This window comes from Anaeromyxobacter diazotrophicus, from assembly GCF_013340205.1.
GTDB classification, from domain to species: Bacteria; Myxococcota; Myxococcia; order Myxococcales; family Anaeromyxobacteraceae; genus Anaeromyxobacter_A; species Anaeromyxobacter_A diazotrophicus.
On record NZ_BJTG01000007.1, the window covers coordinates 147,776 to 170,585 of the forward strand.

Below are 22,810 nucleotides of genomic sequence, written 5' to 3' on the forward strand. Positions count from 1 at the left end.
AAGCAGCACGCCGTGGAGGTTCGATGCCGAGCGAGAAGATGACGGGGGCCCAGGCCGTGATCCGGGCCCTCGAGCTGGAAGAGGTGGACTGGATCTTCGGGATGCCGGGCGGGACCATCCTGCCCATCTACGACGCGCTGTTCGCCTCCGAGAAGCTGAAGCACGTGCTCATCCGCCACGAGCAGGTGGGCGGGCACGCCGCGGAGGGCTACGCCCACGCCACCGGCAAGGTGGGCGTGTGCATGGGGACGAGCGGCCCGGGGTCGACGAACCTCGTCACCCCCATCGCCGACGCCTACATGGACTCGGTGCCGCTGGTGGTCATCACCGCCAACGTCGCCACCTCGCTCATCGGCTCCGACGCCTTCCAGGAGGCGGACATCACCGGCATCACCATGCCGGTGACCAAGCACAACTACCTCGTGACCGAGCCGGGCGACATCCCGCGGGTGATGAAGGAGGCGTTCCACCTGGCGCGTACCGGCCGTCCGGGCCCGGTGCACGTGGACATCCCGAAGGACGTCCTCAACCTGACCCTGGACTTCGAGTACCCGTCGGAGGTCCGGATCCCCGGCTACATGCCGCGGCTCAAGGAGGAGCCCAAGGTGGCCGAGGCGGCCACCCTGATCCGCTCGGCCACCCGCCCGGTCATCTACCTCGGCGGCGGCGTCCGCACCGGCAACGCCTTCGCCGAGGTGTTCGAGTTCTGCGAGCTCGTCGGCGCGCCGGTGGTCACGACGCTGCACGGGAAGGGCGCCTTCCCCGAGACGCACCCGTCCTGCCTCGGCATGTTCGGGATGCACGGCTCGCGGTACGCGAACTACACGGTCCAGGGCGCCGACCTGCTCATCGCCCTCGGCGCGCGCTTCGACGACCGCGTGACCGGCAAGCTCTCCACCTTCGCGCCCGAGGCCAAGATCGTCCACCTCGACATCGACCCGGCGGAGATCTCCAAGCTCGTCACGGCCACGGTGCCGCTCGTCGGCGACGTGAAGGAGCTCCTGCCCAAGCTCGGGGCGGCGGTGCGCAAGGCGTTCGACGAGCGCGGCCGGCCCGACCTCGCGCCCTGGTGGAAGAAGATCTCCGACTGGCGCGAGAAGCACCCGCTGCGCATCCGGCAGGAGGGCGAGAAGTACATCCTCCCGCAGACCGCGGTGCACCGCATCTGGCAGAAGTGCGACGGGCGCGCCATCGTCACCACCGGCGTGGGCGAGCACCAGATGTGGGCGGCGCAGTTCTGGAAGGTGTCGAAGCCGCGCGAGTTCATCACCTCGGGCGGCCTCGGCACCATGGGCGTCTGCCTGCCGTTCGCCATCGGCATCCAGCTCGCGCGCCCGGACGCGCTGGTGGTCGGCATCGACGGCGACGGCAGCTTCCAGATGACGCTGCAGGACCTCGCCACCGCGGTCGAGCACGAGCTGCCGATCAAGATCTTCGTCCTCAACAACCTGTTCCTGGGGATGGTCCGGCAGTGGCAGGAGCTGTTCTACGACCGGCGCTTCAGCGAGACGCCGCTCGCGGACCTGCCCGACCTGGTGAAGCTGGCCGAGGCGTACAAGTGCCTCGGGCTGCGCGCGCGCACGCTGGAGGAGCTCGACCCGGTCATCGACCAGGCGCTCGCCCATCAGGGCGGCCCCTGCATCGTGGACATCCGGGTCAAGCGGCAGGAGAAGGTGTATCCGATGGTGCCGGCCGGCGCGCCGCTGAACGACATGATCGGAGGGGAGTAGCCATGGTCGAGAAGATCGAGCAGCTCCCGAGCGGGAACATCCACACGCTCTCGCTGCTGGTGGAGAACAAGCCCGCCGTGCTGCAGCGCATCGCCGGCCTCTTCGCGCGGCGCGGCTACAACATCGAGTCGCTGGCGGTCGGCCCGACCGAGCGGCCCGAGTACTCCCGCATGACGGTGGTGGTGCGGCTCACCCAGCGGCCGGTGGAGCAGGCCATCCGGCAGCTGCAGAAGCTCATCCCCGTCATCGAGGTGAAGGAGCTCTCGCCCAACGACAAGATCGAGCGCGAGCTCGTGCTCATCAAGATCAAGACCCCCGAGAAGAACCACGCCGAGCTGCGCGCCATCGCCGACACCTACGAGGCGCAGATCGTCGACGTGTCCCCCGACGCCCTCATGATCGAGGCCACCGGGACCGCCGCCAAGCTGGACGCCCTGGAGGAGCGGCTGGCGGTGTTCGGCATCACCGAGCTGTGCCGCTCGGGCGCCATCGCGCTCGAGCGCGGCTTCAAGACCCTCGCTCCCCCGCACCTCAAGGAAGGATGAACCGCACCATGGCCACCATCTACTACGACAAGGACGCGAACCTCGACCTCGTGAAGGGGAAGAAGGTCGCCATCATCGGCTACGGCAGCCAGGGGCACGCGCACGCCCTCAACCTGCGCGACTCGGGCGTCGACGTGCGCATCGGGCTCCAGGCCGGCTCCAAGAGCAAGGCCAAGGCCGAGGCGGCCGGGCTGCGCGTGCTCTCGGTGAAGGAGGCGGCGAAGGAGGCCGACCTCGTCATGGTGCTCGCCCCCGACCAGACGCAGAAGAAGCTCTGGGACGAGGAGATCGCGCCCGGCATGACGAAGGGGAAGGCGCTCTTCTTCGCGCACGGCTTCAACGTGCACTTCAAGCAGATCAAGGCGCCGGAGGGCGTCGACGTGGTGCTGGTGGCGCCGAAGGGCCCCGGCCACCTCGTCCGCCGGCAGTTCCAGGACGGCCGCGGCATCCCCTGCCTCATCGCCGTCCACCAGGACGGGACCGGGCAGGCGAAGCAGCTCGGGCTCGCCTACGCGCGCGGCATCGGCGGGACCCGCGCCGGTGTGCTCGAGACGACGTTCAAGGAGGAGACCGAGACCGACCTCTTCGGCGAGCAGGCCGTGCTGTGCGGCGGCGCCGCGGCGCTGGTGAAGGCGGGCTTCGAGACGCTCACCGAGGCCGGCTACCAGCCGGAGAGCGCCTACTTCGAGTGCCTCCACGAGCTGAAGCTCATCGTGGACCTCATGTACGAAGGCGGCCTGGCCTGGATGCGCCACTCCATCTCGGACACCGCCGAGTACGGCGACTACACGCGCGGCCCGCGGGTGGTGAACGACCAGACGAAGCTCGAGATGAAGCGGATCTTGAAGGAGATCCAGTCCGGTCAGTTCGCGAAGGAGTTCATCCTCGAGAACCAGGTCGGGCGCCCGACGCTCGAGATGTTCCGCGAGCACGAGCAGGAGCACCCCATCGAGCAGGTGGGCAAGCGCCTGCGCGACATGATGAGCTGGATCCGCGAGGCCAAGAAGGATTCCAGCGAAGGACGTTGACTTTCTTCGCGATTTCCTTATTCTTCGCAGTCCTTGGTCGGCCGGGGACGGCCAGGGCTTTCCCGAAACACCCGTGATTCCGGGGCGTTCCTTCACAGGGCGCCCCACTGACGGAGGCATCGAGCCATCGCACTTCAGCCACGAGACCCTCGCGACCGCGGGGGCAACCGCGACGCCCGCACCAACCGCCGCATCAAGGCGCGCGAGGTGCGCGCCGTCGGGCCCGAGGGCGAGCAGCTCGGGATCCTGCCCATCGAGCAGGCGCTGGCGCGTGCCCAGGAACTCGGGATGGACCTCGTCGAGGTCAGCCCGATGGCCAAGCCTCCCGTCTGCAAGATCATGGATTACGGGAAGTTCAAGTACACCGAGAAGAAGAAGCAGAACGAGGCCAAGAAGAAGCAGGTGGTCGTGCAGCTCAAGGAGGTGAAGCTCCGCCCCCGCACCGAGGAGCACGACTACAACGTCAAGATCGGGAAGATCCGCGAGTTCCTCCACGAGGCGAACAAGGCCCGCGTGACGGTGATGTTCCGCGGCCGCGAGATCACCCACCGCGAGCTCGGCCAGAAGGTCCTCCAGCGCGTCATCGAGGACATGAAGGAGGTCGCGGTGATCGAGGCCGTGCCGCGCATGGAAGGGCGGCAGATGTTCATGATCCTCGCCCCGAACCCGAAGATGCTGCAGCGGCAGCGCGACCAGGCCAAGGCGGCCGCCGCCCCGAGCGGCGCCGCGCCCCGGCCCCCGCCGCCCGCCGCCGCGCCCCCGGCCCCCGCCGCCCCGGCGGCCGAGCCGGCGCCGGGCACCCCGGCCGAGCCGACCACCAGGTAGCGCAGGACGCGGCTCCCGACCGGGGCCGCCATCACGGAGAGTCACCGACATGCCGAAGCTGAAGACGAAGAGCGGCGCGAAGAAGCGCTTCCAGGTGAAGAAGAGCGGCGCCGTGAAGTTCCGCCGCGCCGGCGTCCGTCACCTCGCGACGTTCGGGAAGACGAAGAAGCAGAAGGTGGAGCTGCGCGGGACCGGGCACCTCAAGGACGAGGACGCCAAGAAGATCAAGGAGTGCTTCCCGTACGCTCGGTAGCGTCGCGGGGTTCCGCGGCGTCGTAGGGCGGGGGCTCGCCCCCCGCCGAACATCAGAAGCCCAAGCGGGGTTTCGAAGCGCGGCCCTGAGGCCGCCTCCCGCCGGCAAGGAGAAGTGAGATGCGCGTCAAGAAGGGATTCAAGGCTCGCCGTCGTCGCAACCGCGTCCTCAAGCTCGCCAAGGGGTTCCGCGGCCGCCGCAAGAACTGCTACAAGCGCGCGAACCAGGCGGTCGAGCGCGCCCTCAACTACAGCACCGCGCACCGCCGCCGCCGCCGCCGCGACTTCCGCAGCCTGTGGATCGTGCGCATCAACGCCGCCGCGCGGCAGAACGGCACGACCTACTCGCGCCTCATCGCCGGCCTGACCAAGGCGGGCGTCGCGCTCGACCGCAAGGTGCTGGCCGACCTCGCGCTCTTCGTCCCGGGCGACTTCGCGGCGGTGGTGAAGGCGGCGCAGGCTTAGGTCGGCGCTGATGGCCGACCTGCTCTCGCAGCTCGAGGCGCTCGCGGCGGCTGCCCGGCGGGACGTCGCCGGCGCCGCCGACGAGCGCGCGCTGGAGGACCTCCGGGTCCGCTTCCTCGGCAAGCGCGGCGAGCTGTCGGCGGCGCTCCGCGGCATGGGCCAGCTCCCGGCCGAGGAGCGCCCGCGCGTGGGCGAGGTGGCGAACCGCGTCCGCGACGAGATCGAGGCGCTGCTCGCCGAGGGCCGCGCCCGGCTGGCGCGCGCCGAGCTCGAGGCGGAGCTGTCCGGGCCGCCGCTCGATCCCACCTTGCCCGGCCGCCGGCTCCTGCCGCGCGGCCACCGGCACCCGATCACCCAGGCGGCGGAGGAGATCGCCGCCATCTTCGGGCGGCTCGGCTACGAGGTCGCGAACGGGCCGGAGATCGAGCTCGACTGGTACAACTTCGAGGCGCTCCGCATCGCCGCCGACCACCCCGCGCGCGACATGCAGGACACCTTCTACGTCGACGCGGCGACGCTCGGCGGGGCCGCCGCGCCGCGCTCGGTCGTGCTGCGCACGCACACCTCGCCGGTGCAGATCCGCGCCATGAAGCGCCGCGGCCGGCCGCCCATCCGCGTCATCTGCCCGGGGCGCGTCTACCGCTCCGACTACGACCAGACCCACTCGCCCATGTTCCACCAGGTGGAGGGGCTGTGCGTCGACGAGGGCATCACCTTCGCCGACCTCAAGGGCACGCTGGCCGCCTTCGCCCGCGCCTACTTCGGGCCCGGCACCAGGACCCGCTTCCGGCCCAGCTACTTCCCGTTCGTCGAGCCCGGCGCCGAGGTCGACGTCTCGTGCTCGATCTGCGGCGGGACCGGCAAGAAGGACGGGAAGCGCTGCGGGACGTGCAAGGAAACGGGCTGGGTGGAGGTGCTCGGCTCCGGCATGGTCCACCCGGAGGTGCTCGCGAACGGCGGCATGCCGGCGGGCGTCACCGGCTTCGCCTTCGGCTTCGGGGTGGAGCGGATGGCGATGCTCCGCTACCGCGTCGACGATCTGCGGCTCTTCTTCGAGAACGACCTGCGCTTCCTCGAGCAGTTCTGAGGCGCGCGGCGTCCGCGCGCCCCCAGACCCCTCACGGCTTGGAAGTCACCGATGCGCATCTCCTACCAGTGGCTGTCGGAATACGTCGACGGGCTCCCCGCGCCGGAGGAGCTGGCGCGGCGGCTCACCGCGGTCGGGCTGGAGGTCGAGGCGGTCGAGCGCCGCGGCGGGGAGCTCGGCGGGGTGATCGCCGCGCGCATCGTCGCCTCGGAGAAGCACCCCAACGCCGAGAAGCTGTCGGTCACCCGCGTCGACGCGGGGCAGGGCGAGCCGCTGCAGGTGGTGTGCGGCGCGAAGAACTACCAGGTGGGCGACGTGGTCCCGCTCGCCACGGTGGGCGCGACGCTCCCGGGCGGGGTGACGATCGGCAAGGCCAAGCTGCGCGGCGTCGAGTCGTCCGGGATGCTGTGCTCGGCCAAGGAGCTCGGGATCGACGCCGACGCCTCGGGCCTGCTCATCCTCCCGCGCGAGGTCCAGCCCGGCACCCCCATCGCGAAGGCGCTCGGCCTCGACGACGTGCTGCTCGAGGTGAACGTCACGCCGAACCGGCCCGACGCGCTCTCCCACCTCGGGATCGCGCGCGAGGTGGCGGCCTTCCTGGGCCGCCCGGTGAAGCCGCCCGCGCCGCGGCTCGTCGAGGGGGGCGGGCCGGCCGGCGACGCGGTCCGCGTCCGCGTCGAGGCGCCCGACCGGTGCCACCGGTACGCGGCCCGCGTCATCGAGGGGGTGAAGATCGGCCCCTCGCCGGCGTGGCTGGCGCGGCGGCTCGAGGCGTGCGGGGTGCGCTCCATCTCCAACGCCGTGGACGCCACCAACTACGTCCTGCTCGAGCTCGGGCACCCGCTGCACGCCTTCGACCTCGACCAGGTGGCCGGGCACGAGATCGTCGCGCGCACCGCCCGCCCGGGCGAGAAGCTCACCACGCTCGACGGCAAGGAGCGCGCGCTCGACCCGGAGGACCTGCTCATCGCCGACCGCGACCGCGGCAGCGCGCTCGCCGGGGTCATGGGCGGCGGCCACTCGGAGATCACGCCCGGCACCACCCGGCTGCTGCTCGAGTCGGCCTGGTTCGCGCCGGCCGGGATCCGGCGCACCGCGCGGCGCCACGGCCTCAAGACCGAGGCCTCGTACCGGTTCGAGCGCGGGGCCGATCCGGGCATGGTGCTGCCGGCGCTGGACCGCTGCGCCGCGCTCATCGCCGAGCTGACCGGAGGGCAGGTCCGGGCCGGCGTGGTCGACGCGCACCCGCGGCCGGCGCGCCGGCTCGAGGTGCCGATGCGCTGGGCGCGCCCAGCCGAGGTGCTCGGGGCGCCAGTGCCCCCCAGCGAGGCGCGGTCGATCCTGGCCGGCCTCGGCTTCGCCGTGCTGCGCGAGGACGGGGAGGGGGCCACCTTCGCCGTCCCGAGCTGGCGCCAGGACGTCGCGCTGGAGGAGGACCTCATCGAGGAGATCGTCCGGAGCCGCGGCTTCGAAAGCATCCCGGAGACCCTGCCGCGCCTGGCGCTCGACACCCCCGGGCTCCCCGAGGAGGCGCGGGTCACCGCCCGGGTCCGGGAGGCGCTCGAGGCGGCCGGCTTCAGCGAGGCGGTGAGCTTCAGCTTCGTGCCGCCCGCCGACCTCGCCGCCTACGATCCGGCGGGGCGCCCGGTGCTGCTCGAGAACCCCATCAGCGCCGAGCTGTCGGCCATGCGGACGGGCGTGCTGCCGTCGCTGCTCCGCGCCGCCGAGCGCAACCTCCGCCAGCGCGTGGAGGACGTGCGGCTGTACGAGGTCGCGCGCGCCTATGGCCGCGGCCCGGGCGAGGGCGACGCCCCGGCCGACGAGTGGACCGAGGTGGCCGGCGTGCTGCTCGGGCGCCGCAGCCCCACCGGCTGGGCCGCGCCGGCCGACCGGGTGGACCTCTACGACGCCAAGGCCGCGCTGGAGGGCGTGCTCGAGGCGCTCGGGATGGCGGTGCCGCGCTGGGCGGCGCGCCCGGAGCCGTGGTCCCACCCGCGGGCGAGCGCCGCCCTGGTCGGCATGCGGGAGGCGGTGCTCGGCACCGCCGGGGAGCTGCACCCCCGGGTGGCCCAGGCCTTCGGCCTGCCGCGCGGGACCTTCGCCTTCCGGCTCGACCTGGCCGCGCTGCAGGCGCACGCCGAGCTCGTGCCGCGGTACCGCGGCGTGCCGCGCTTCCCGGCGGTGCTGCGCGACCTCGCGGTGGTGGTGGCGGACGAGGTGAAGGCGGGGGCGGTGGTGGCCGCGGTCGAGGAGGAGGAGCTGGTGGAGGACGTCACGCTCTTCGACGTCTACACCGGCGCCCCCTTGCCCGCCGGCAAGAAGAACCTCGCGCTGGCGCTGCGGTACCGGGTGCCGGACCGGACCCTCACCGACGCCGAGGTCGACGCCGCGCACGGGCGGATCGTGGCGCGGCTGCGCGAGGACCCCATCATCCGCGCCGAGCTGCGCGGGTAGGGCAGGGGCATGGGCGCGCCAGAGGCCGAGCCGGCCGCCGCAGCGCGGGTGCCAGGCGCCCGGGCGGCGCTCGGCTTCGCGCTCGCCGCCGCCGCCGCCTCGTGGAACCCCTTCGCCGCGCCGTTCGGGCTCGTGGTCGGGATCGCCGCGTCCGTCCTGGCCTGGCGCGCCTTGCGGCGAGCGGGCGCGCGGCGGCGGATCCCGGCGGCGGCGCTGGGGCTCGGGCTGGTCGCGGCGATCGCCAGCGCCGCCGTGCTGGCGGTCACCGCCGGCAGCGTGGGCGCGGACCTGCCCGGCCAGCCGGTGCTGAAGGCGCGCACCACCGAGGAGCTCGATCGCACGCTCGCCGAGGCGGCGGCGCGGACGCGGGCCGAGCGGGAGCGGGCGCGGGCGGAGCTCCAGCGCTTCGGCGGGACCGCGCGCGAGGGCGGCGGCGCCCCGCCCGCCGCGCCGGACGGGGGCCCGGAGGCCCTCGCTCCGGACGCACGGTGAACTCGCGCGGCGGGGTGTTTGACAGGTCCTGGTGATTCAGCTAACAATCGTCGGTACTTAGGCGCATCACCACCCGAAGGGTCCGCGAGAGGGCGATCGTGACCAAGGCCGACATCATCGAGAGCGTCTACGAGAAGGTGGGCTTCTCCAAGAAGGAAGCCGCCGAGATCGTCGAGATGGTCTTCGACACCATCAAGGAGACCCTCGAGCGAGGCGAGAAGATCAAGATCTCCGGCTTCGGCAACTTCATCGTGCGCGACAAGAAGAGCCGCGTGGGCCGGAACCCGCAGACGGGCGAGGAGATCGAGATCAGCGCCCGCCGCGTGCTCACCTTCCGGCCGAGCCAGGTGCTGAAGAACGCGCTCAACGCCAGCGCGGAGGCGGCCGAGGCCGCGCAGCAGGCCGCCGCCGCCGCCGCCGCCACGTCGGCGGGCGGGGGCTCCGGCACCACCGGGCAGGGCTGACGGGCCCGCGGCCCGTCGCCGGGCCGTGCGGGGGCCCTGCGACCGGCGCGACCGCCGGTCACTCCTTCTCGTCGCCGAGCAGGCGGTAGAGCGTCTTCCGGTCGATCCCGAGCACCTCGGCGGCGCGGGTCTTGTTGCCGCCGGTCTCCTGCAGCACCTGGGCCGCGTAGCGCCGCTCCAGCTCGGCGAGGGTGGGGCGCTCCTGCGCCGCGCCCGCCACCACCGCCAGGCTGGCGGCCGCCGGGCGCGCGCCGCGGACGTGCTCCGCCAGGTCCTCCGGCGTCACCACGCCGGAGGGGTTCAGGGCCAGCGCCCGCGCGATGACGTTCTCGAGCTCGCGGACGTTCCCCGGCCAGTCGTAGGCGACGAGCAGGTCGCGCGCGGCCGGCGAGATGGCCGCCCCCTCGGACCGGCCGTGCTTGGCGGCGAAGTGCTCGGCCAGGAGCGGGATGTCCTCGCGCCGGTCGCGGAGCGGGGGGATGCGGATGGTGACGACGTTGAGCCGGTAGAAGAGGTCCTCGCGGAAGCGCCCCTCCTTCACCGCCTGCTCGAGGTCGCGGTTCGAGGCCGCCACCACCCGGACGTCCACGGCCAGGGTCTCGTTGGTGCCGACCCGCCGGATGGTGCCCTCCTGCAGCGCCCGGAGGAGGCGCGCTTGCAGGTTCTGGCCCACGTCGCCGATCTCGTCCAGGAAGAGCGTGCCCTGGTTCGCCTCCTCGAAGAGCCCCCGCCGCATGGCCTGGGCGCCGGTGAAGGCGCCGCGAGCGTGGCCGAACAGCTCGGACTCGAGCACCCCCTCGGCGATGGCTCCGCAGTCCACCGCCACGAACGGGCGCTGCGCGCGCGGCGAGGCGGCGTGGATGGCGCGCGCGACCAGCTCCTTGCCGGTGCCGCTCTCGCCCTGGATGAGCACGGTGGCGTCGGTGGCGGCGACCCGGGCGGCGGTCTTGTAGACCTGGAGCATCGCCTCGCTGCGCCCGACGACGTTCTCGAGCCGGTACTTGTCCCGCAGGTCGCGCCGGAGCGCGCGGTTCTCGAGCGCCAGCCGCCGCTGCTCCAGCGCGCGCGCCACGACCACCTTGATGCCGTCCACGTCGTAGGGCTTCGAGATGTAGTCGAAGGCCCCGCGGCGGATGGCCTCCACCGCGCCGTCGATGTTGCCGAAGGCGGTGACGAGGAGCACCGGCGTGTCGGGCGCGCGCTCGCGCAGGGCGTCGGTGAGCTGGAGCCCGTCCACCTCGCCCATGCGGATGTCCGAGACCACCAGGTCCGGCGGGCCGTCGGCGCCGAGGCGGGCCAGCGCCTCGTGGCCGTCGGCGAGGGCGGTCACCCGGTGGCCTTCCCCGGAGAGGATGCGGGTCAGGAGCTCGCGGCTCGAGGTGTCGTCGTCGACGACGAAGACGTGCGCAGGTCCCATGCGATCGCTCATCGGCCTCTCCCCGGCGCGGCCGCGGCCGGCGTGAGGGTGGGGGCGCGGTCCGCCTTCCAGGCCGGCACCGGCACGTACAGCGTGAACGCCGCGCCCTGACCGGGCGCGCTCTCCACCTCGATGCGCCCCTTGAGCGCCGCCGCGATCTCGCGGCAGATGGCGAGGCCGAGGCCGGTGCCCTTGCCCTTGGGCTTGGTGGACCAGAACGGCTCGAAGATGTGCTTGCGGTCCTCGGCGCCGATGCCCGGGCCGGTGTCCTGCACGGTGAGCGCGACCTGCTCGCCCGCCCGCCTGGCCCGGACGGTCAGCCGGCCGCCGTGGGCCATCGCGTCCACCGCGTTGGCGATGAAGTTCGTGAGCACGTGCCGCACCAGCGAGGGGTCGAGCGCGACGGTGCCCATCTCGGCCGGCACGTCGCGCTGCACCTCCAGCCGGCCGCGCGCCTCGGCGGAGACGGTGAGCGAGAGCGCCTCGTCGAAGAGGGCGACGAGCTCGACCGGCTCGGGGGCGGGGGTGAGGGCGCGCGCCGAGTCGAGGAAGCGGCGGATGATGGAGGTCATCCGCCGCACCTCGCCCTCGATGACGAGGAGCTGCTCGCGCATGTCGGGCGGGCAGGCGGGCGCGCGCGCCAGGAGCTGGACGTGGCCGCTGATGGCGTTGAGCGGGTTGCCGAGCTCGTGGGCGATGGTGCCCGAGAGCTGCCCCAGCGCCGCCAGCTGCTCCTTGGCGGTGAGGTCGCGCCGCGCCTCGACGAGCAGGTCGTTCAGCTCGGCCAGCGCGCGGTTCTTCCGCGCCAGGTCGGCGGTGGCGTCGTCCACCTTCTCCTGGAGCTCCCGGCTGAAGCCGCGGACGCGCACCAGCATCGCGTCGAGGCCGCGCGCCACCGTGCCGATCTCGTCGTGCCGCTCGGCGCCGGGGATGGCGGGCGGCACGCCGGCGCCCGACTCCACCTGCGCCATCGCGGCGGCGAGCCGCGAGAGCGGGCGCGCCAGCATCCGGCTCAGGATGAGCGTGAAGGCGACCACCAGCACCAGCGCGCTGCCGAAGGTGACCCAGAGGAAGACGGTCCGCTCGCGGCCGGCGATGTGCTCCGCGTCCGCCACCAGCGCCTCGATCCGCACGCTGGCGATGGGACGGCCGAAGGGGTCGTTCACCGGCTGATCCACCTGCGCCACCCGGCCGTCCTCGGTCTCGAGCAGCCGCGCCTGCGGCTGGGCCGAGAAGACGACGTCGCGCTGGTCGAAGGTGGTCTCCGGGCCGTTCTTGCCGAAGGTGATGCGGACCACGTCGTCCTTGCCCGGCCGCCGGATGGCGAGCTCGGCCAGCCGGAGGCCGCGGTGGCGCGCCAGCGCGGCGGCGAGGCGGGCGGCGATGCGGGTGCGATCGGTCTCGCGCAGCTCGCGCCCGAGGTCGATCTCGGAGACCACCGACCGCGCCACCTCCACCGTGCGCTCGCGGATGCCCTCCTCCACCGCCCGCGCCGCGATCGACTCGCCCAGGTAGGCGGCGACGGCCAGGGTGACGACCAGGATGGCGCCGAAGAGGGCGGTGATCTGGAGGCGCAGGGACACGGTCGGGTTAGAGTAACAGGGGTGCGCCTCACCGTCTGCCGCCTCGCCGATCTCCCCGCGCACCAGGGTTACCTGGTGGAGGTCGCCGGCGAGGCGATCGCGCTCTTCCGCGTCGGGGACGAGGTGCACGCGGTCGAGAACGGCTGCCCGCACCGCGGCGGCCCGCTGGCCTTCGGCGACCTGCGCGGCGGCACCGTCTTCTGCCCGCTGCACGCCTGGGGCTTCGACGTGCGGACCGGCCGCTGCGACGAGTTCCCGGAGGCCTCGCTGCGCACGTTCGCCGTCCACGTCGAGGGCGACGAGGTGCAGATCGAGTTATGAAGGGGTCCACCGCATGAGCCTCCCCATCGACTACGCCGACGCGCGGCGGGCCCGCCTCGACGTCGAGTTCTACTTCGCCGCCGCCCACCGGCTGCCCCGCTACGACGGGCCGTGCTTCCGGATGCACGGCCACAACTACCGGCTGTTCGTGGCGGTGGAGGGCGCCGTGGACCCGGCGAGCGGGATGGTGGCCGACTTCGGCCGCATCCAGGCGGTGGTGCAGGAGCAGGTGCTCGCGCGCGTCGACCACCGCACGCTCAACGACCTGCTCGAGAACCCCACCGCCGAGAACATCGCGCGCTGGGTGTACGAGCTGCTCGCGCCGCATCTGCCTGGCCTGTGCGAGGTGCGCCTCTACGAGATCCCCGGCTGCTGCGTCACCTACCGGGGTGAGCGTGCCGGGTAGGGCGCGGCGCGCGCGCCGCCCGGCGGGCCGCGCGGAGCGCGGTGGCCCGCGGGCGCGCGCCGCGGGCGCGGTGGGCGCCTTCCTCGACGCCGTCCTCCCGGCCGAGGTCCGTGCCGATTCCGACCTCGATGGCACGCCCGCGCGCGTGGCCGAGGCCTGGCTCGAGGACCTCGTCGACGGGTACCGGCAGGACCCGGCGGCCCTGCTCGCCGGCGCCATGCCGGCCCGCGGGCGCGACCTCGTGGCGGTGACCGGCATCGACTACCACTCGATGTGCCCGCACCACCTGCTCCCCTCGCGCGGCGTGGCGCACGTCGCCTACCTGCCGGGTGGCCGCGTGATCGGGTTCGGCCAGCTGGCGCGGCTGGTGGACTGCTACGCGCACCGGCTCGTCCTCCAGGAGGACCTGGCGCGCCAGGTGGCGGAGGCGCTGGTGCTGCACCTCGGCGCGCGCGGCGCCGCCTGCGTGCTCGACGCCGAGCAGTCCTGCCTCACCGTGCGCGGCGAGCGGCGCCGGGGGGCGCGCGCGCACGCGCAGTGCTTCCTGGGCGAGCTCGCCGACGACGCGCGGCTGCAGGCGCGGTTCAGGAGCCTGGTGGAAGGCGGGGCGCGGCGGCGGGGGGCGAGCCCCCGCCCTACCGGCGCGGCAGCCGGGTCGAGGTCGCGGTCGGGGTCGAGATCGGGGTCGCGGTCGTGAGCGCCCTCGCCGGCAAGACCGCCGTCGTCACCGGCGGCGGCCGCGGGATCGGCCTCGCCACCGCCCGGGCGCTCACCGCGCTCGGGGCGCGGGTGACCGTGTTCGCCCGCACCGCCCGCGAGCTGGAGGCGGCCGTCCAGGAGGGCGCGGCGGCGCTGGCGGTGGCGGGCGACGTCTCCCGCGAGGAGGACGTGGCGCGCCTCGCCGCCCGGCACGAGGGCGCGCTCGGGCCGTGCGACGTGCTCGTGAACTGCGCCGGGATCCTGGAGCGCGGCCTGGTCGAGGAGCTCTCGCCCGCGGCCTGGCGGGCCCAGCTCGAGGTGAACCTGACCGGCGCCTTCCTGTGCGCGCGGGCGGTGGTCCCGGGCATGAAGCGGCGCCGCGCCGGCCGCATCGTCAACGTCGCCTCCATCTCCGGCACGATCGGCGGGGATCGCGCCAGCGCCTACCACGCCTCGAAGTGGGGCCTCGTCGGGCTCACGAAGTGCCTGGCCGAGGAGCTGCGCGAGCACGGCGTGCAGTGCCTGGCGGTCTCCCCCGGCTCGGTCGACACGGACATGCTGAAGCAGACGCCCTTCCCGCCGCAGCTGCGGCCGGAGGAGGTGGCGAAGGTCATCGCCTGGTGCGCCGGCGAGGCGCCCGCAGGGATGACCGGCGCCAACGTGGAGGTGTTCGGATGAGGGACGCGAAGATCCTGGCCGCCGCGGCGGCCGCGCTGCGGGAGCCGGCGGGCCCGGGCGCGGCGCTGGCACCGCAGCGGGTGCAGGCGGAGCCGGAGCAGCTCGAGCCCTACGGGCGCGACGAGTCGGATCTCGGCACCCACCTGCCCGACCTCGTCGTCCTGCCGGAGAGCGCGGCCGAGGTGCAGCGGGTCCTGGCGGTGGCGGCGCGGCACCGGCTGCCGGTCACGCCCATCGGCGCGCGCAGCGGCCGCTCCGGCGGGGCGCTGCCGCTCGCGGGCGGGATCGCGCTCTCCCTGGAGCGGATGAACCGCATCCTCGACATCCGGCCGGAGGACCTCACCGCGCGGGTCCAGCCCGGCGTCGTGACGGGCGTGTTCCAGGCCGAGGTGGAGAAGCACGGCCTCTTCTACCCGCCCGACCCGAACTCGCTCGACATGTGCTTCCTCGGCGGCAACGTGGCCGAGAACGCCGGCGGCCCCCGCGCGCTCAAGTACGGCGTCACCCGCGAGTACGTGCTCGGCCTGGAGGTGGCGCTGCCCACCGGCGAGCTCCTCCGCACCGGCAAGCAGACCATCAAGGGCGTCGCCGGGTACGACCTCACCGCGCTCTTCGTGGGCAGCGAGGGGACGCTCGGCGTCGTCACCGAGATCACCTTCAAGCTCCTGCCGCGGCCCCGGCACGTCTCGACGGCGCTGGTGGTGTTCCGCTCGGTGGAGGACGCGGCGCGCGCCATCTCGCGCGTGCTGGCGGCCGGGGTCATCCCGCGGGTCCTGGAGCTGCTCGACGACACCGCGCTCGCGGCCTGCGCCCGCACCGCCCCGTACAAGTTCCCCGCCGACGCGGGCGCGGCGGTGCTCATCGAGACCGACGGCAACGACGAGGAGCAGGTCTTCGGGGAGATCGTGCGGGTGGCGGAGCTGGTGCAGGCCGACGCCTCGGGCGAGGTGATCGTCGCCCAGAACGAGGCGCAGCGCCGCGACATCTGGGAGACGCGCAAGAAGCTGTCGGTGAACCTGCGCGCGCTCCACCCGCTCAAGCTGTCCGAGGACATCGCCGTCCCGCGCTCGCGCATCCCGGAGATGGTGCGCCGGACGCGCGAGATCGGCGCCCGGCACGGGTTCCTCGTCGCCACCTACGGCCACGCCGGGGACGGCAACCTGCACGCGAACGTGCTCTTCGACCGCGAGGAGGATCGGCCGCGCGTCGAGGCGGCGGTGGGCGAGATCCTGCACGCCGCGGTCGACATGGGGGGCACCATCACCGGCGAGCACGGCGTCGGCCTCGCCAAGCGCGACTACCTCGTCTACGAGCAGGGCGAGGCGCAGGTCGCGCTGCAGCGGCGCCTCAAGGCGGTGTTCGACCCGCTCGGCATCATGAACCCGGGGAAGATCTTCCCCGAGCCGGAGGGCGCGAAGGGCGCCGCGGGAAAGGGCGTCGAGTGAATCCTGCGCGATCTCGCGCAGATCCCAAAAAGGCGCCTCCTGACGAGAGTTTGACCTGCGCCAATTCGTCCGCCCCACCTTGACACACTGCGCGTCGAGGTGGATAAGGGCTACCCGTTTCAGTCAGCGTGTTCGTTGCCCGGCTCAGGTCCTCGCCGGGAGTGGGCGCGCCGGGCCAGCTCGCGGGCCCTGCGCCGACAGGTGCGCCCGTCCGAACGTCGGTCGGCTCTAATTTCCCGAAGGAGAACAAGGGCGACATGTCCACGCAAACCGCCGCGGCGCGCAAGCGCCAGAAGATCGATACGGTCACCATCCGGTTCGTCGGCGACTCCGGCGACGGGATGCAGCTCACGGGCACGGAGTTCACGAAGGCCTCGGCGCTGGCGGGCAACGACCTCGCCACCTTCCCCGACTACCCCGCCGAGATCCGCGCCCCCGCCGGGTCGCTCTTCGGCGTTTCGGGGTACCAGGTCCACTTCTCCTCGAAGGACGTCCACACCCCGGGCGATCAGCCCGACGTCCTCGTGGCCATGAACCCGGCCGCGTTCAAGACGAACCTGGCGGACCTCCGCGTGGGCGGGATGCTGCTGGTGAACTCGGGCGCCTTCACCGCGGCCAACCTCGAGAAGGCCGGCTACAAGTCGAACCCGCTGGAGGACCCGGCGCTGAAGCAGAACTACCGGGTGGTCCAGGTCGACATGAACCAGGCGACCGAGGCCGCGCTGCAGGGCTCGGGCCTCTCCTCGAAGGACGCCGCGCGCTGCAAGAACTACTACGCGCTCGGCCTCATGTACTGGCTCTACAGCCGGAACGAGGAGCAGCAGGTCGGCGCCATCCAGAAGAAGTTCGCCAAGAAGCCGGAGATCGCCAAGGCGAACGTGGCCGTGTTCAAGGCCGGCTACGACTTCGGCGAGACGAGCGAGATCTTCCACGAGCAGTACGAGGTGCCCGCCTCCAAGCTCCGCCCCGGCACCTACCGCAACATCACCGGCAACGCGGCCACCGCCCTCGGCTTCGCCGCGGTCGCCAAGCAGACCGGCCGGACGGTGTTCCTGGGCAGCTACCCCATCACGCCCGCCACCGAGATCCTTCACGAGATGTCGTACATGAAGGCGCACGGCGTGGTGACGTACCAGGCCGAGGACGAGATCGCCGGCATCGGCTCGGCCATCGGCGCCTCGTTCGGCGGCTCGCTGGGGGTGACGAGCACCTCCGGCCCGGGCCTCGCCCTCAAGGCGGAGATGCTCGGCCTCGCCGTCATCGCCGAGCTGCCCCTCGTCGTGGTGAACGTGCAGCGCGGCGGCCCGTCGACGGGCATGCCCACCAAGACCGAGCAGGCCGACCTCTACATCGCCCTCTTCGGCCGCCACGGCGAGGCGCCGCTGCCGGTGATCGCCGCGCAGAGCCCGACCGACTGCTTCTACGCCGCCATGGAGGCGATGAAGATCGCGGTGAAGTGGATGACCCCCGTCATCCTCCTCACCGACGGCTACCTCGCCAACGGCTCGGAGCCCTTCCGCATCCCGGACGAGTCCGAGCTGCCGAAGGTCGAGCCGAAGTACCAGACCGAGAAGAACGGTCCCGACGGCTCGTACCTGCCGTACATGCGCGACGCGAAGCTCATCCGTCCCTGGGCCATCCCCGGCACGCCGGGCCTCGAGCACCGCATCGGCGGCCTGGAGAAGGACTCGCTGTCGGGCATGGTCTCGTACGACGGCATGAACCACGAGAAGATGGTCAAGACGCGGGCGCAGAAGATCCGCAACGTGGTCGAGGACGTCCCCGATCTCGTCGTGGACGGCCCGCAGCAGGGCGAGGTGCTCCTGCTCTCCTGGGGCGGCACCTACGGCTCGGTCCGCACGACCGCCGAGGCGCTCCGCGCCGAGGGGAAGAGCGTCGCGCACGCCCACCTGCGCTGGCTCAACCCCATGCCGAAGAACCTGGGCGCGGTGCTGAAGAGCTTCAAGAAGGTGGTCATCCCGGAGGTGAACGACGGGCAGCTGGCGTTCGTCATCCGCGGCCGGTTCCCGGGGGTGGATCCCATCCAGTACAACCGCATCAACGGGAAGGCGCTCAAGGTGTCCGAGCTGAAGAAGCGCGTCCTGGAGCTGCTCTAAGCCGCTCGGAAAGGAGAACACGACATGAGCACGACGAACGGCACGAACGGCGCCCAGGCAGCGGCGGTCCCCGCGTACACCAAGAAGGACTTCGAGTCCGGAGTCGATCCCCGGTGGTGCCCGGGCTGCGGCGACTGGTCCATCATCAACCAGGTGCAGAAGGTGATGCCGACGGTCGGGGTGAAGCGCGAGAACATCGTCTTCATCTCCGGCATCGGCTGCAGCTCGCGGTTCCCGTACTACATGAACAACTACGGGATGCACACGCTGCACGGGCGCGCGCCCTCCTTCGCCTCCGGGCTGAAGGTCTCGCGGCCCGAGCTGCAGGTGTGGGTGATGACCGGTGACGGCGACGCGCTCGCCATCGGCGGCAACCACTTCATCCACTGCATGCGGCGGAACCTGGACATCAAGGTGGTGATGTTCAACAACCGCATCTACGGCCTCACCAAGGGCCAGGTCTCCCCGACCTCCGAGCTCGGCAAGAAGACGAAGACGACGCCGTTCGGCTCGCCCGACCAGCCCTTCAACCCGCCCGCGCTCGCGCTCGGCGCCGGCGCCACCTTCGTGGCGCGCAGCGTGGACGTCGAGGGCGCGCACATGGGCGGCGTGCTGAAGTCGGCCGCCGGTCACAAGGGCTCGGCGTTCATCGAGGTCCTGCAGAACTGCCCCATCTTCAACGACGGCGCCTACCTCTCGCTGACCGAGAAGTCGGTGAAGGCCGATCAGCTCCTCCGCATGGAGCAGGGCAAGCCGCTCGTCTTCGGCAAGGACGGCAAGAAGGGCATCCGCCTGAACCGGGAGACGATCCAGCTCGAGGTCGTCACGATCGGCGAGGGCGGCGTCACGGAGAAGGACCTCGTCGTCCACGACGCGACGCGCGAGGACCCGACGTACTCCACGATGATGGCGAACCTCAACCAGAAGCCGGGGTTCCCGACGCCCATCGGCGTGTTCCGCGACGTGCAGCGGCCGACCGCCGAGGACCTGAACGCGCAGCAGGTCCAGGAGCAGAAGGCGAAGTCGGGCAAGGCGGACATGAAGACCATGCTCGCCGGCAGCGACACCTGGGTGGTGAGCTAGCCCCCGCCGCCGCGCGCCGGCGCTCCGCCGCCGGCCGCTCCTCTCACGGCGCCGCCCATTCCCCGGGCGGCGCCGTTCCGTTTTCCAGGGCGGCCGCGCACGCCTCGGCGCCGCGCAGGCTCAGCTGGCACCGCTCCGCCCCGGGCGCCGCGTCGAGGCAGCGCCGGCAGGCGCGGACGCCCTCCGCGCAGCGGCCCAGACGGACGAGCGAGATGCACCAACCGTGGAGCGCCTCGGCGTAGGCCGGCGCCAGCTCGGCCGCGCGCCGGTACTCCTCCTCGGCGCGGGCGTGCCGCCCGGCGGCGAGGTCGAGGAAGCCGAGGTCGTGCCAGGCCTCGGCCGCGTCCGGCTGCGCCTCGAGCAGGTGCAGGTACTCCCTCCGCGCGGCCTCGAAGAGCTGCTCCTGGCGCGCGGGGTCGCCGCGCCCCCGGTGGAGGAGCGCGCGCGCGAGATCGAGCCGGGCGGGGAGGAGGTCCGGGTCCACCGCCAGCGCCGCCCGGAAGTGCGCTTCGGCTTCGCCCGCGTCACCTTGCGTCAAGGAGAGCTCCCCCAGGTTCACCCGCGCCTCCGCGAAGTCAGGGGCCGCGCGCGCGGCGTGCTCGAACCGGCGCCGCGCCTCCTCGAGCCGCCCCCGGCGCCGCTCCACCACCCCCGCGCCGTTCAGCGCCTCGGGGATTTCCCCGTTGAACTCGAGCGCGTGCGCGAAGGCGATCTCCGCCCGCTCGAGGTCGTCCTGCGCCAGGTACCGGTAGCCGCGCGAGATCTCCTCCGCCGCGCGCGGGTGGACGCGAGGGGAGGGGAGGCACGCGACCGCGCAAGCAGCGAGGGCGAGGAGGAGCGGCGGAGCGCCCGCCGCCGCTCTCGCGGTCGCGGTCGCAGTCGCGGTCGAGGTCGCGGTCGAGGTCGTCACGCTGGCCCGTCCTTCGCAACCGACGTGCCGCATGCGCCTCCCCGCCCTCGCCCTCGTCGCCGCGTGTCTCCCCGCCCTCGCGCGCGCGCAGCTCGCGCCGCGCTCCCTCGCCCTCGAGCTCGGTTTCTCCAGCGATTCCGCTCCCGCCCTGGGTTCCCGCGCGCCGGTCGGCCTGGTCGCCTCGTGGTGGCTCGCCGGCGAACTCGACGCCACCGCGCGCGCCTCCTGGGCGTCCGCCGCCCGGACCGACGGCCGCGCGGCGGACGGCGCCTACGAGGCGGGCGCCGGGCTTCGGTACCGACTCGCGCGCTGGGGCTCCCTCCGGCCCCACCTCGCGGCCGAGGTAGCGGCGGTCGGCGTGCTCCCCGGCTCGGGCTTCTCGGCGGAGACCGGCGTCAGGTTGGGCGGCGGGGTGGGGCTCGAGGCGTTCCTCGGCCGTGAGGTGTTCCTCGCGCTCGCCCTCCAGGGGAGCGAGCTCTGGCTGCCCCACGGAGGGGGGCTCGGCCTGGGGGCCGCGCTGCGAGCCGGAGCCTACTTCTGACTTCGTGCCGTATTTGACACTCGACGTATCGTCACATACCTTCACTCGCGGCATGGCGCGCAAGAAGATCTCGACGACGATCTACATCACGCCCGAGCAGAACGAGCGCCTCAAGGTGTTGAACGATCGGACGAAGGTGCCGGTGGCCGAGTACATCCGGCAAGGCATCGACCTCGTCCTCGACAAGTACAAGGGCGCCCTTCCTGGGCAGCTTTCACTTGATGACGTGGGGGAGAGGAAGTAGTCCTCCCGCATGGCAGAGCAGCGAGCCGTCGTCCTCGGCGCCGCGGGGTTCATCGGTAGCCACCTGTGCGACCGGTTCCTGGGCGAGGGGTGGCGGGTCACCGGCGTCGACAGCCTCATCACGGGAACCCTCCGCAACCTCGAGCATCTCCGGCGCGAGCCGCGCTTCGACTTCCTCCGCGCCGACATCTGCGACCCGCTCGACGCCCTCGCCGGGCCCGTGGACGCGGTGCTCGACTTCGCCTCGCCCGCCTCCCCCGTCGACTACCTGAAGCACCCCTTCGAGACGCTGCACGTGGGCTCCATCGGGGTCGAGAACGCGCTCAAGCTCGCCAAGCGCAGCGGCGCGCGCTTCCTGCTCTCCTCCACCTCCGAGGTGTACGGCGATCCCCTGGAGCACCCGCAGCGCGAGTCGTACTGGGGCAACGTGAACCCCATCGGCCCGCGCGCCGTGTACGACGAGGCGAAGCGCTTCGCCGAGGCCATCACCATGGCGTACCGGCGGTACGAGCGGGTCGACACCCGCATCGCCCGGATCTTCAACACCTACGGCCCGCGGATGCGGCTCGACGACGGCCGCGTGGTCCCCACCTTCGCGGGCCAGGCGCTGCGCGGCGAGCCGATCACCGTCTACGGGGACGGCTCCCAGACGCGCAGCTTCTGCTACGTGGACGACAACGTCGAGTGCATCTTCCGCCTCCTGCACGCCAGCACCGGCGAGCCCGTCAACGTCGGGACGCCCCACGAGATGTCGATGCTCGAGCTCGCGAAGTGGGTCCGCGAGGCGGTGGGCTCCAAGGTGGAGCTGGTCTTCCAGCCGCTGCCGCAGGACGACCCGCGCGTCCGGCGGCCGGACATCAGCCGCGCCCGCGAGCTGCTCGGGTGGGAGCCGCGGGTGCCGTTCGACGAAGGGATGCGCCGGACCATCGCCTGGTTCAAGGAGCGCATCGAGCGCGGAGACCTCGCCGCCGCCGCGGGCTGAGCGCGCGGCCGGAGCCCCTCACATGGACAAGAAGATCCTCATCACCGGTGGAGCCGGGTTCATCGGCTCGACCATCGCCGACCTCTTCCTCGCCGCCGGGTGGGAGGTGGCCGTCCTCGACGACCTCTCCTCGGGGAAGCGCGAGAACGTTCCGTCCCGGGCGCGCTTCTACCCCTGCGATGTGCGGAGCGCCGCCGCCACCGAGGCGATCCTGAAGGAGCGGCCGACGGTGATCGCGCACGAGGCGGCGCAGATCGACGTCCGGAAGTCGATGGCCGACCCGCGCCACGACGCCGACGTGAACGTGGGTGGGCTGCTCAACGTCATGCAGGCCGCGGTGAAGGCGGGCTCGGTGAAGCAGGTGCTGTTCGCGAGCTCCGGCGGCGCCATGTACGGGGAGACCGAGCGCATCCCGACCCGCGAGGATCACCCGGCGCGGCCGGTGTCGCACTACGGGGCGGCGAAGAGCGCGAGCGAGCTCTACCTCGGGGTCTACCAGGCGAACCACGGCATCCCCTACGCCGCGCTCCGCTACGCGAACGTGTACGGGCCCCGCCAGGATCCGCACGGCGAGGCGGGGGTGGTGGCGATCTTCTCCGGCAAGCTGCTCCAGGGGAAGCCTTGCACCATCTACGGCGACGGCCGGCAGACGCGCGACTACGTGTTCGTGGGCGACGTGGCGCGGGCGAACCTGCTCGCCGCGGAGCGCGGGTTCACGGGCGCGCTCAACGTGGGCACCGGCGTCGAGACCGACGTGAACCAGCTCCACGCGCTCATGGCCCGCGCCGCCGGCGTCGAGGCGAAGCCCACCTACGCGCCCGGCCGTCCCGGCGAGCAGAAGCGCTCCTGCATCGACCCGGCCGCCGCCGCGGCGGCGCTGGGGTGGCGGCCCGAGGTGCCGCTCGAGGAGGGCCTGCGGCGGACCCTCGAGTTCTTCCGCGGCCGCGGCGCCTAGCGCCGCCTCCCCGGGTCCCCGCCCCCCCTCCCGTGGAGCGTGCGCGCGGCGCCTCGCCCCCTGCGGCGGCCGAGCGCGAGCCCTACCC

The 22,810-nt window shown here is 72.7% G+C and carries 24 protein-coding genes; 21 read left to right on the forward strand and 3 right to left on the reverse strand.

Annotated features, from left to right (window positions below; translation table 11 throughout):
* Nucleotides 1-23: 23 nt before the first annotated feature.
* The 10 genes from ilvB to HWY08_RS15150 all read left to right on the forward strand — a co-directional run bounded on the left by ilvB (nucleotide 24) and on the right by HWY08_RS15150 (nucleotide 9,342).
* Nucleotides 24-1,730, forward strand: coding sequence for a biosynthetic-type acetolactate synthase large subunit (ilvB, locus tag HWY08_RS15105; RefSeq protein ID WP_176066655.1), 1,707 nt, complete (start codon nucleotides 24-26; stop codon nucleotides 1,728-1,730).
* Nucleotides 1,731-1,732: 2 nt separating this feature from the next.
* Nucleotides 1,733-2,275, forward strand: coding sequence for an acetolactate synthase small subunit (ilvN, locus tag HWY08_RS15110; RefSeq protein ID WP_176066658.1), 543 nt, complete (start codon nucleotides 1,733-1,735; stop codon nucleotides 2,273-2,275).
* A gap of 8 nt (nucleotides 2,276-2,283) precedes the next feature.
* The gene (gene ilvC / locus HWY08_RS15115; RefSeq protein WP_176067003.1) at nucleotides 2,284-3,303 is read left to right on the forward strand and encodes a ketol-acid reductoisomerase; all 1,020 of its coding nucleotides are present in this window, start codon (nucleotides 2,284-2,286) and stop codon (nucleotides 3,301-3,303) included.
* Nucleotides 3,304-3,429: 126 nt separating this feature from the next.
* Nucleotides 3,430-4,128, forward strand: coding sequence for a translation initiation factor IF-3 (gene infC / locus HWY08_RS15120; RefSeq protein ID WP_176067005.1), 699 nt, complete (start codon nucleotides 3,430-3,432; stop codon nucleotides 4,126-4,128).
* 49 nt (nucleotides 4,129-4,177) lie between these two features.
* Complete coding sequence (rpmI, locus tag HWY08_RS15125; RefSeq protein ID WP_176066659.1) at nucleotides 4,178-4,381, forward strand: 50S ribosomal protein L35; 204 nt, start codon at nucleotides 4,178-4,180, stop codon at nucleotides 4,379-4,381.
* Nucleotides 4,382-4,500: 119 nt separating this feature from the next.
* On the forward strand, nucleotides 4,501-4,845 hold the full coding sequence (rplT, locus tag HWY08_RS15130) for a 50S ribosomal protein L20 (protein ID WP_176066661.1): 345 nt from the start codon (nucleotides 4,501-4,503) through the stop codon (nucleotides 4,843-4,845).
* Nucleotides 4,846-4,855: 10 nt separating this feature from the next.
* Nucleotides 4,856-5,932: a phenylalanine--tRNA ligase subunit alpha gene (pheS, locus tag HWY08_RS15135; protein ID WP_176066663.1), complete on the forward strand. Its 1,077-nt coding sequence runs from the start codon at nucleotides 4,856-4,858 to the stop codon at nucleotides 5,930-5,932.
* A gap of 51 nt (nucleotides 5,933-5,983) precedes the next feature.
* Complete coding sequence (gene pheT / locus HWY08_RS15140; RefSeq protein ID WP_176066665.1) at nucleotides 5,984-8,386, forward strand: phenylalanine--tRNA ligase subunit beta; 2,403 nt, start codon at nucleotides 5,984-5,986, stop codon at nucleotides 8,384-8,386.
* A 9-nt stretch (nucleotides 8,387-8,395) separates the two neighbouring features.
* Nucleotides 8,396-8,878 carry a hypothetical protein gene (locus HWY08_RS15145; protein WP_176066667.1) on the forward strand — a complete coding sequence of 161 codons (483 nt, stop codon included), beginning with the start codon at nucleotides 8,396-8,398 and terminating at the stop codon, nucleotides 8,876-8,878.
* A 98-nt stretch (nucleotides 8,879-8,976) separates the two neighbouring features.
* The gene (locus tag HWY08_RS15150; protein ID WP_176066669.1) at nucleotides 8,977-9,342 is read left to right on the forward strand and encodes an integration host factor subunit alpha; all 366 of its coding nucleotides are present in this window, start codon (nucleotides 8,977-8,979) and stop codon (nucleotides 9,340-9,342) included.
* Between the two features lie 58 nt (nucleotides 9,343-9,400).
* Here HWY08_RS15150 and HWY08_RS15155 read toward each other — a convergent pair whose 3' ends face one another.
* Entirely contained in the window at nucleotides 9,401-10,771 is a 1,371-nt protein-coding gene (locus HWY08_RS15155; RefSeq protein WP_235969650.1) for a sigma-54-dependent transcriptional regulator, read from the reverse strand.
* Nucleotides 10,768-12,342, reverse strand: coding sequence for a sensor histidine kinase (locus HWY08_RS15160; protein WP_176066672.1), 1,575 nt, complete (start codon nucleotides 12,340-12,342; stop codon nucleotides 10,768-10,770). The genes HWY08_RS15155 and HWY08_RS15160 overlap by 4 nt, the downstream gene beginning before the upstream one ends.
* Nucleotides 12,343-12,363: 21 nt before the next feature.
* On the opposite strand from HWY08_RS15160, the gene HWY08_RS15165 reads away from it, so the two are divergent.
* The 7 genes from HWY08_RS15165 to HWY08_RS15195 all read left to right on the forward strand — a co-directional run bounded on the left by HWY08_RS15165 (nucleotide 12,364) and on the right by HWY08_RS15195 (nucleotide 19,091).
* On the forward strand, nucleotides 12,364-12,663 hold the full coding sequence (locus tag HWY08_RS15165; protein WP_176066674.1) for a Rieske (2Fe-2S) protein: 300 nt from the start codon (nucleotides 12,364-12,366) through the stop codon (nucleotides 12,661-12,663).
* A gap of 13 nt (nucleotides 12,664-12,676) precedes the next feature.
* Nucleotides 12,677-13,069, forward strand: a complete 393-nt coding sequence (gene queD, locus HWY08_RS15170; protein ID WP_176066676.1) for a 6-carboxytetrahydropterin synthase QueD — start codon at nucleotides 12,677-12,679, stop codon at nucleotides 13,067-13,069.
* A complete protein-coding gene (gene folE, locus HWY08_RS15175; RefSeq protein WP_176066678.1) occupies nucleotides 13,059-13,766 on the forward strand; it encodes a GTP cyclohydrolase I FolE in 708 nt (235 codons plus the stop codon). The genes queD and folE overlap by 11 nt, the downstream gene beginning before the upstream one ends.
* Nucleotides 13,763-14,446: an SDR family NAD(P)-dependent oxidoreductase gene (locus HWY08_RS15180; RefSeq protein ID WP_176066680.1), complete on the forward strand. Its 684-nt coding sequence runs from the start codon at nucleotides 13,763-13,765 to the stop codon at nucleotides 14,444-14,446. The genes folE and HWY08_RS15180 overlap by 4 nt, the downstream gene beginning before the upstream one ends.
* Nucleotides 14,443-15,891, forward strand: coding sequence for an FAD-binding oxidoreductase (locus tag HWY08_RS15185; protein WP_176066682.1), 1,449 nt, complete (start codon nucleotides 14,443-14,445; stop codon nucleotides 15,889-15,891). The genes HWY08_RS15180 and HWY08_RS15185 overlap by 4 nt, the downstream gene beginning before the upstream one ends.
* Nucleotides 15,892-16,148: 257 nt before the next feature.
* Entirely contained in the window at nucleotides 16,149-18,008 is a 1,860-nt protein-coding gene (locus HWY08_RS15190; RefSeq protein WP_176066684.1) for a 2-oxoacid:acceptor oxidoreductase subunit alpha, read from the forward strand.
* 24 nt (nucleotides 18,009-18,032) lie between these two features.
* A complete protein-coding gene (locus HWY08_RS15195; protein WP_176066687.1) occupies nucleotides 18,033-19,091 on the forward strand; it encodes a 2-oxoacid:ferredoxin oxidoreductase subunit beta in 1,059 nt (352 codons plus the stop codon).
* Between the two features lie 43 nt (nucleotides 19,092-19,134).
* Here HWY08_RS15195 and HWY08_RS15200 read toward each other — a convergent pair whose 3' ends face one another.
* A complete protein-coding gene (locus HWY08_RS15200; protein ID WP_235969651.1) occupies nucleotides 19,135-20,001 on the reverse strand; it encodes a tetratricopeptide repeat protein in 867 nt (288 codons plus the stop codon).
* 31 nt (nucleotides 20,002-20,032) lie between these two features.
* Here HWY08_RS15200 and HWY08_RS15205 point away from each other — a divergent pair, with 31 nt between their 5' ends.
* The 4 genes from HWY08_RS15205 to HWY08_RS15220 are packed head-to-tail and all read left to right on the forward strand — an operon-like array spanning nucleotide 20,033 to nucleotide 22,722.
* Complete coding sequence (locus HWY08_RS15205) at nucleotides 20,033-20,542, forward strand: hypothetical protein (protein ID WP_176066691.1); 510 nt, start codon at nucleotides 20,033-20,035, stop codon at nucleotides 20,540-20,542.
* Between the two features lie 52 nt (nucleotides 20,543-20,594).
* Entirely contained in the window at nucleotides 20,595-20,786 is a 192-nt protein-coding gene (locus HWY08_RS15210; protein WP_176066693.1) for a ribbon-helix-helix domain-containing protein, read from the forward strand.
* 9 nt (nucleotides 20,787-20,795) lie between these two features.
* The gene (locus HWY08_RS15215; protein WP_176066695.1) at nucleotides 20,796-21,767 is read left to right on the forward strand and encodes a UDP-glucuronic acid decarboxylase family protein; all 972 of its coding nucleotides are present in this window, start codon (nucleotides 20,796-20,798) and stop codon (nucleotides 21,765-21,767) included.
* A gap of 22 nt (nucleotides 21,768-21,789) precedes the next feature.
* Complete coding sequence (locus HWY08_RS15220) at nucleotides 21,790-22,722, forward strand: NAD-dependent epimerase/dehydratase family protein (protein WP_176066697.1); 933 nt, start codon at nucleotides 21,790-21,792, stop codon at nucleotides 22,720-22,722.
* Nucleotides 22,723-22,810 lie beyond the last annotated feature (88 nt).

Bases quoted from the DNA above. Each gene is read 5' to 3' on its own strand.
- HWY08_RS15190 (WP_176066684.1), top strand. From the start codon at position 16,149: ATGTCCACGCAAACCGCCGCGGCGCGCAAGCGCCAGAAGATCGATACG.
- ilvC (WP_176067003.1), top strand. From the start codon at position 2,284: ATGGCCACCATCTACTACGACAAGGACGCGAACCTCGACCTCGTGAAG.
- HWY08_RS15205 (WP_176066691.1), top strand. From the start codon at position 20,033: ATGCGCCTCCCCGCCCTCGCCCTCGTCGCCGCGTGTCTCCCCGCCCTC.
- rpmI (WP_176066659.1), top strand. From the start codon at position 4,178: ATGCCGAAGCTGAAGACGAAGAGCGGCGCGAAGAAGCGCTTCCAGGTG.
- rplT (WP_176066661.1), top strand. From the start codon at position 4,501: ATGCGCGTCAAGAAGGGATTCAAGGCTCGCCGTCGTCGCAACCGCGTC.
- HWY08_RS15210 (WP_176066693.1), top strand. From the start codon at position 20,595: ATGGCGCGCAAGAAGATCTCGACGACGATCTACATCACGCCCGAGCAG.
- pheT (WP_176066665.1), top strand. From the start codon at position 5,984: ATGCGCATCTCCTACCAGTGGCTGTCGGAATACGTCGACGGGCTCCCC.
- HWY08_RS15195 (WP_176066687.1), top strand. From the start codon at position 18,033: ATGAGCACGACGAACGGCACGAACGGCGCCCAGGCAGCGGCGGTCCCC.
- HWY08_RS15185 (WP_176066682.1), top strand. From the start codon at position 14,443: ATGAGGGACGCGAAGATCCTGGCCGCCGCGGCGGCCGCGCTGCGGGAG.
- ilvB (WP_176066655.1), top strand. From the start codon at position 24: ATGCCGAGCGAGAAGATGACGGGGGCCCAGGCCGTGATCCGGGCCCTC.
- HWY08_RS15145 (WP_176066667.1), top strand. From the start codon at position 8,396: ATGGGCGCGCCAGAGGCCGAGCCGGCCGCCGCAGCGCGGGTGCCAGGC.
- pheS (WP_176066663.1), top strand. From the start codon at position 4,856: ATGGCCGACCTGCTCTCGCAGCTCGAGGCGCTCGCGGCGGCTGCCCGG.
- HWY08_RS15215 (WP_176066695.1), top strand. From the start codon at position 20,796: ATGGCAGAGCAGCGAGCCGTCGTCCTCGGCGCCGCGGGGTTCATCGGT.
- queD (WP_176066676.1), top strand. From the start codon at position 12,677: ATGAGCCTCCCCATCGACTACGCCGACGCGCGGCGGGCCCGCCTCGAC.
- HWY08_RS15220 (WP_176066697.1), top strand. From the start codon at position 21,790: ATGGACAAGAAGATCCTCATCACCGGTGGAGCCGGGTTCATCGGCTCG.
- ilvN (WP_176066658.1), top strand. From the start codon at position 1,733: ATGGTCGAGAAGATCGAGCAGCTCCCGAGCGGGAACATCCACACGCTC.
- HWY08_RS15155 (WP_235969650.1), bottom strand. From the start codon at position 10,771: ATGAGCGATCGCATGGGACCTGCGCACGTCTTCGTCGTCGACGACGAC.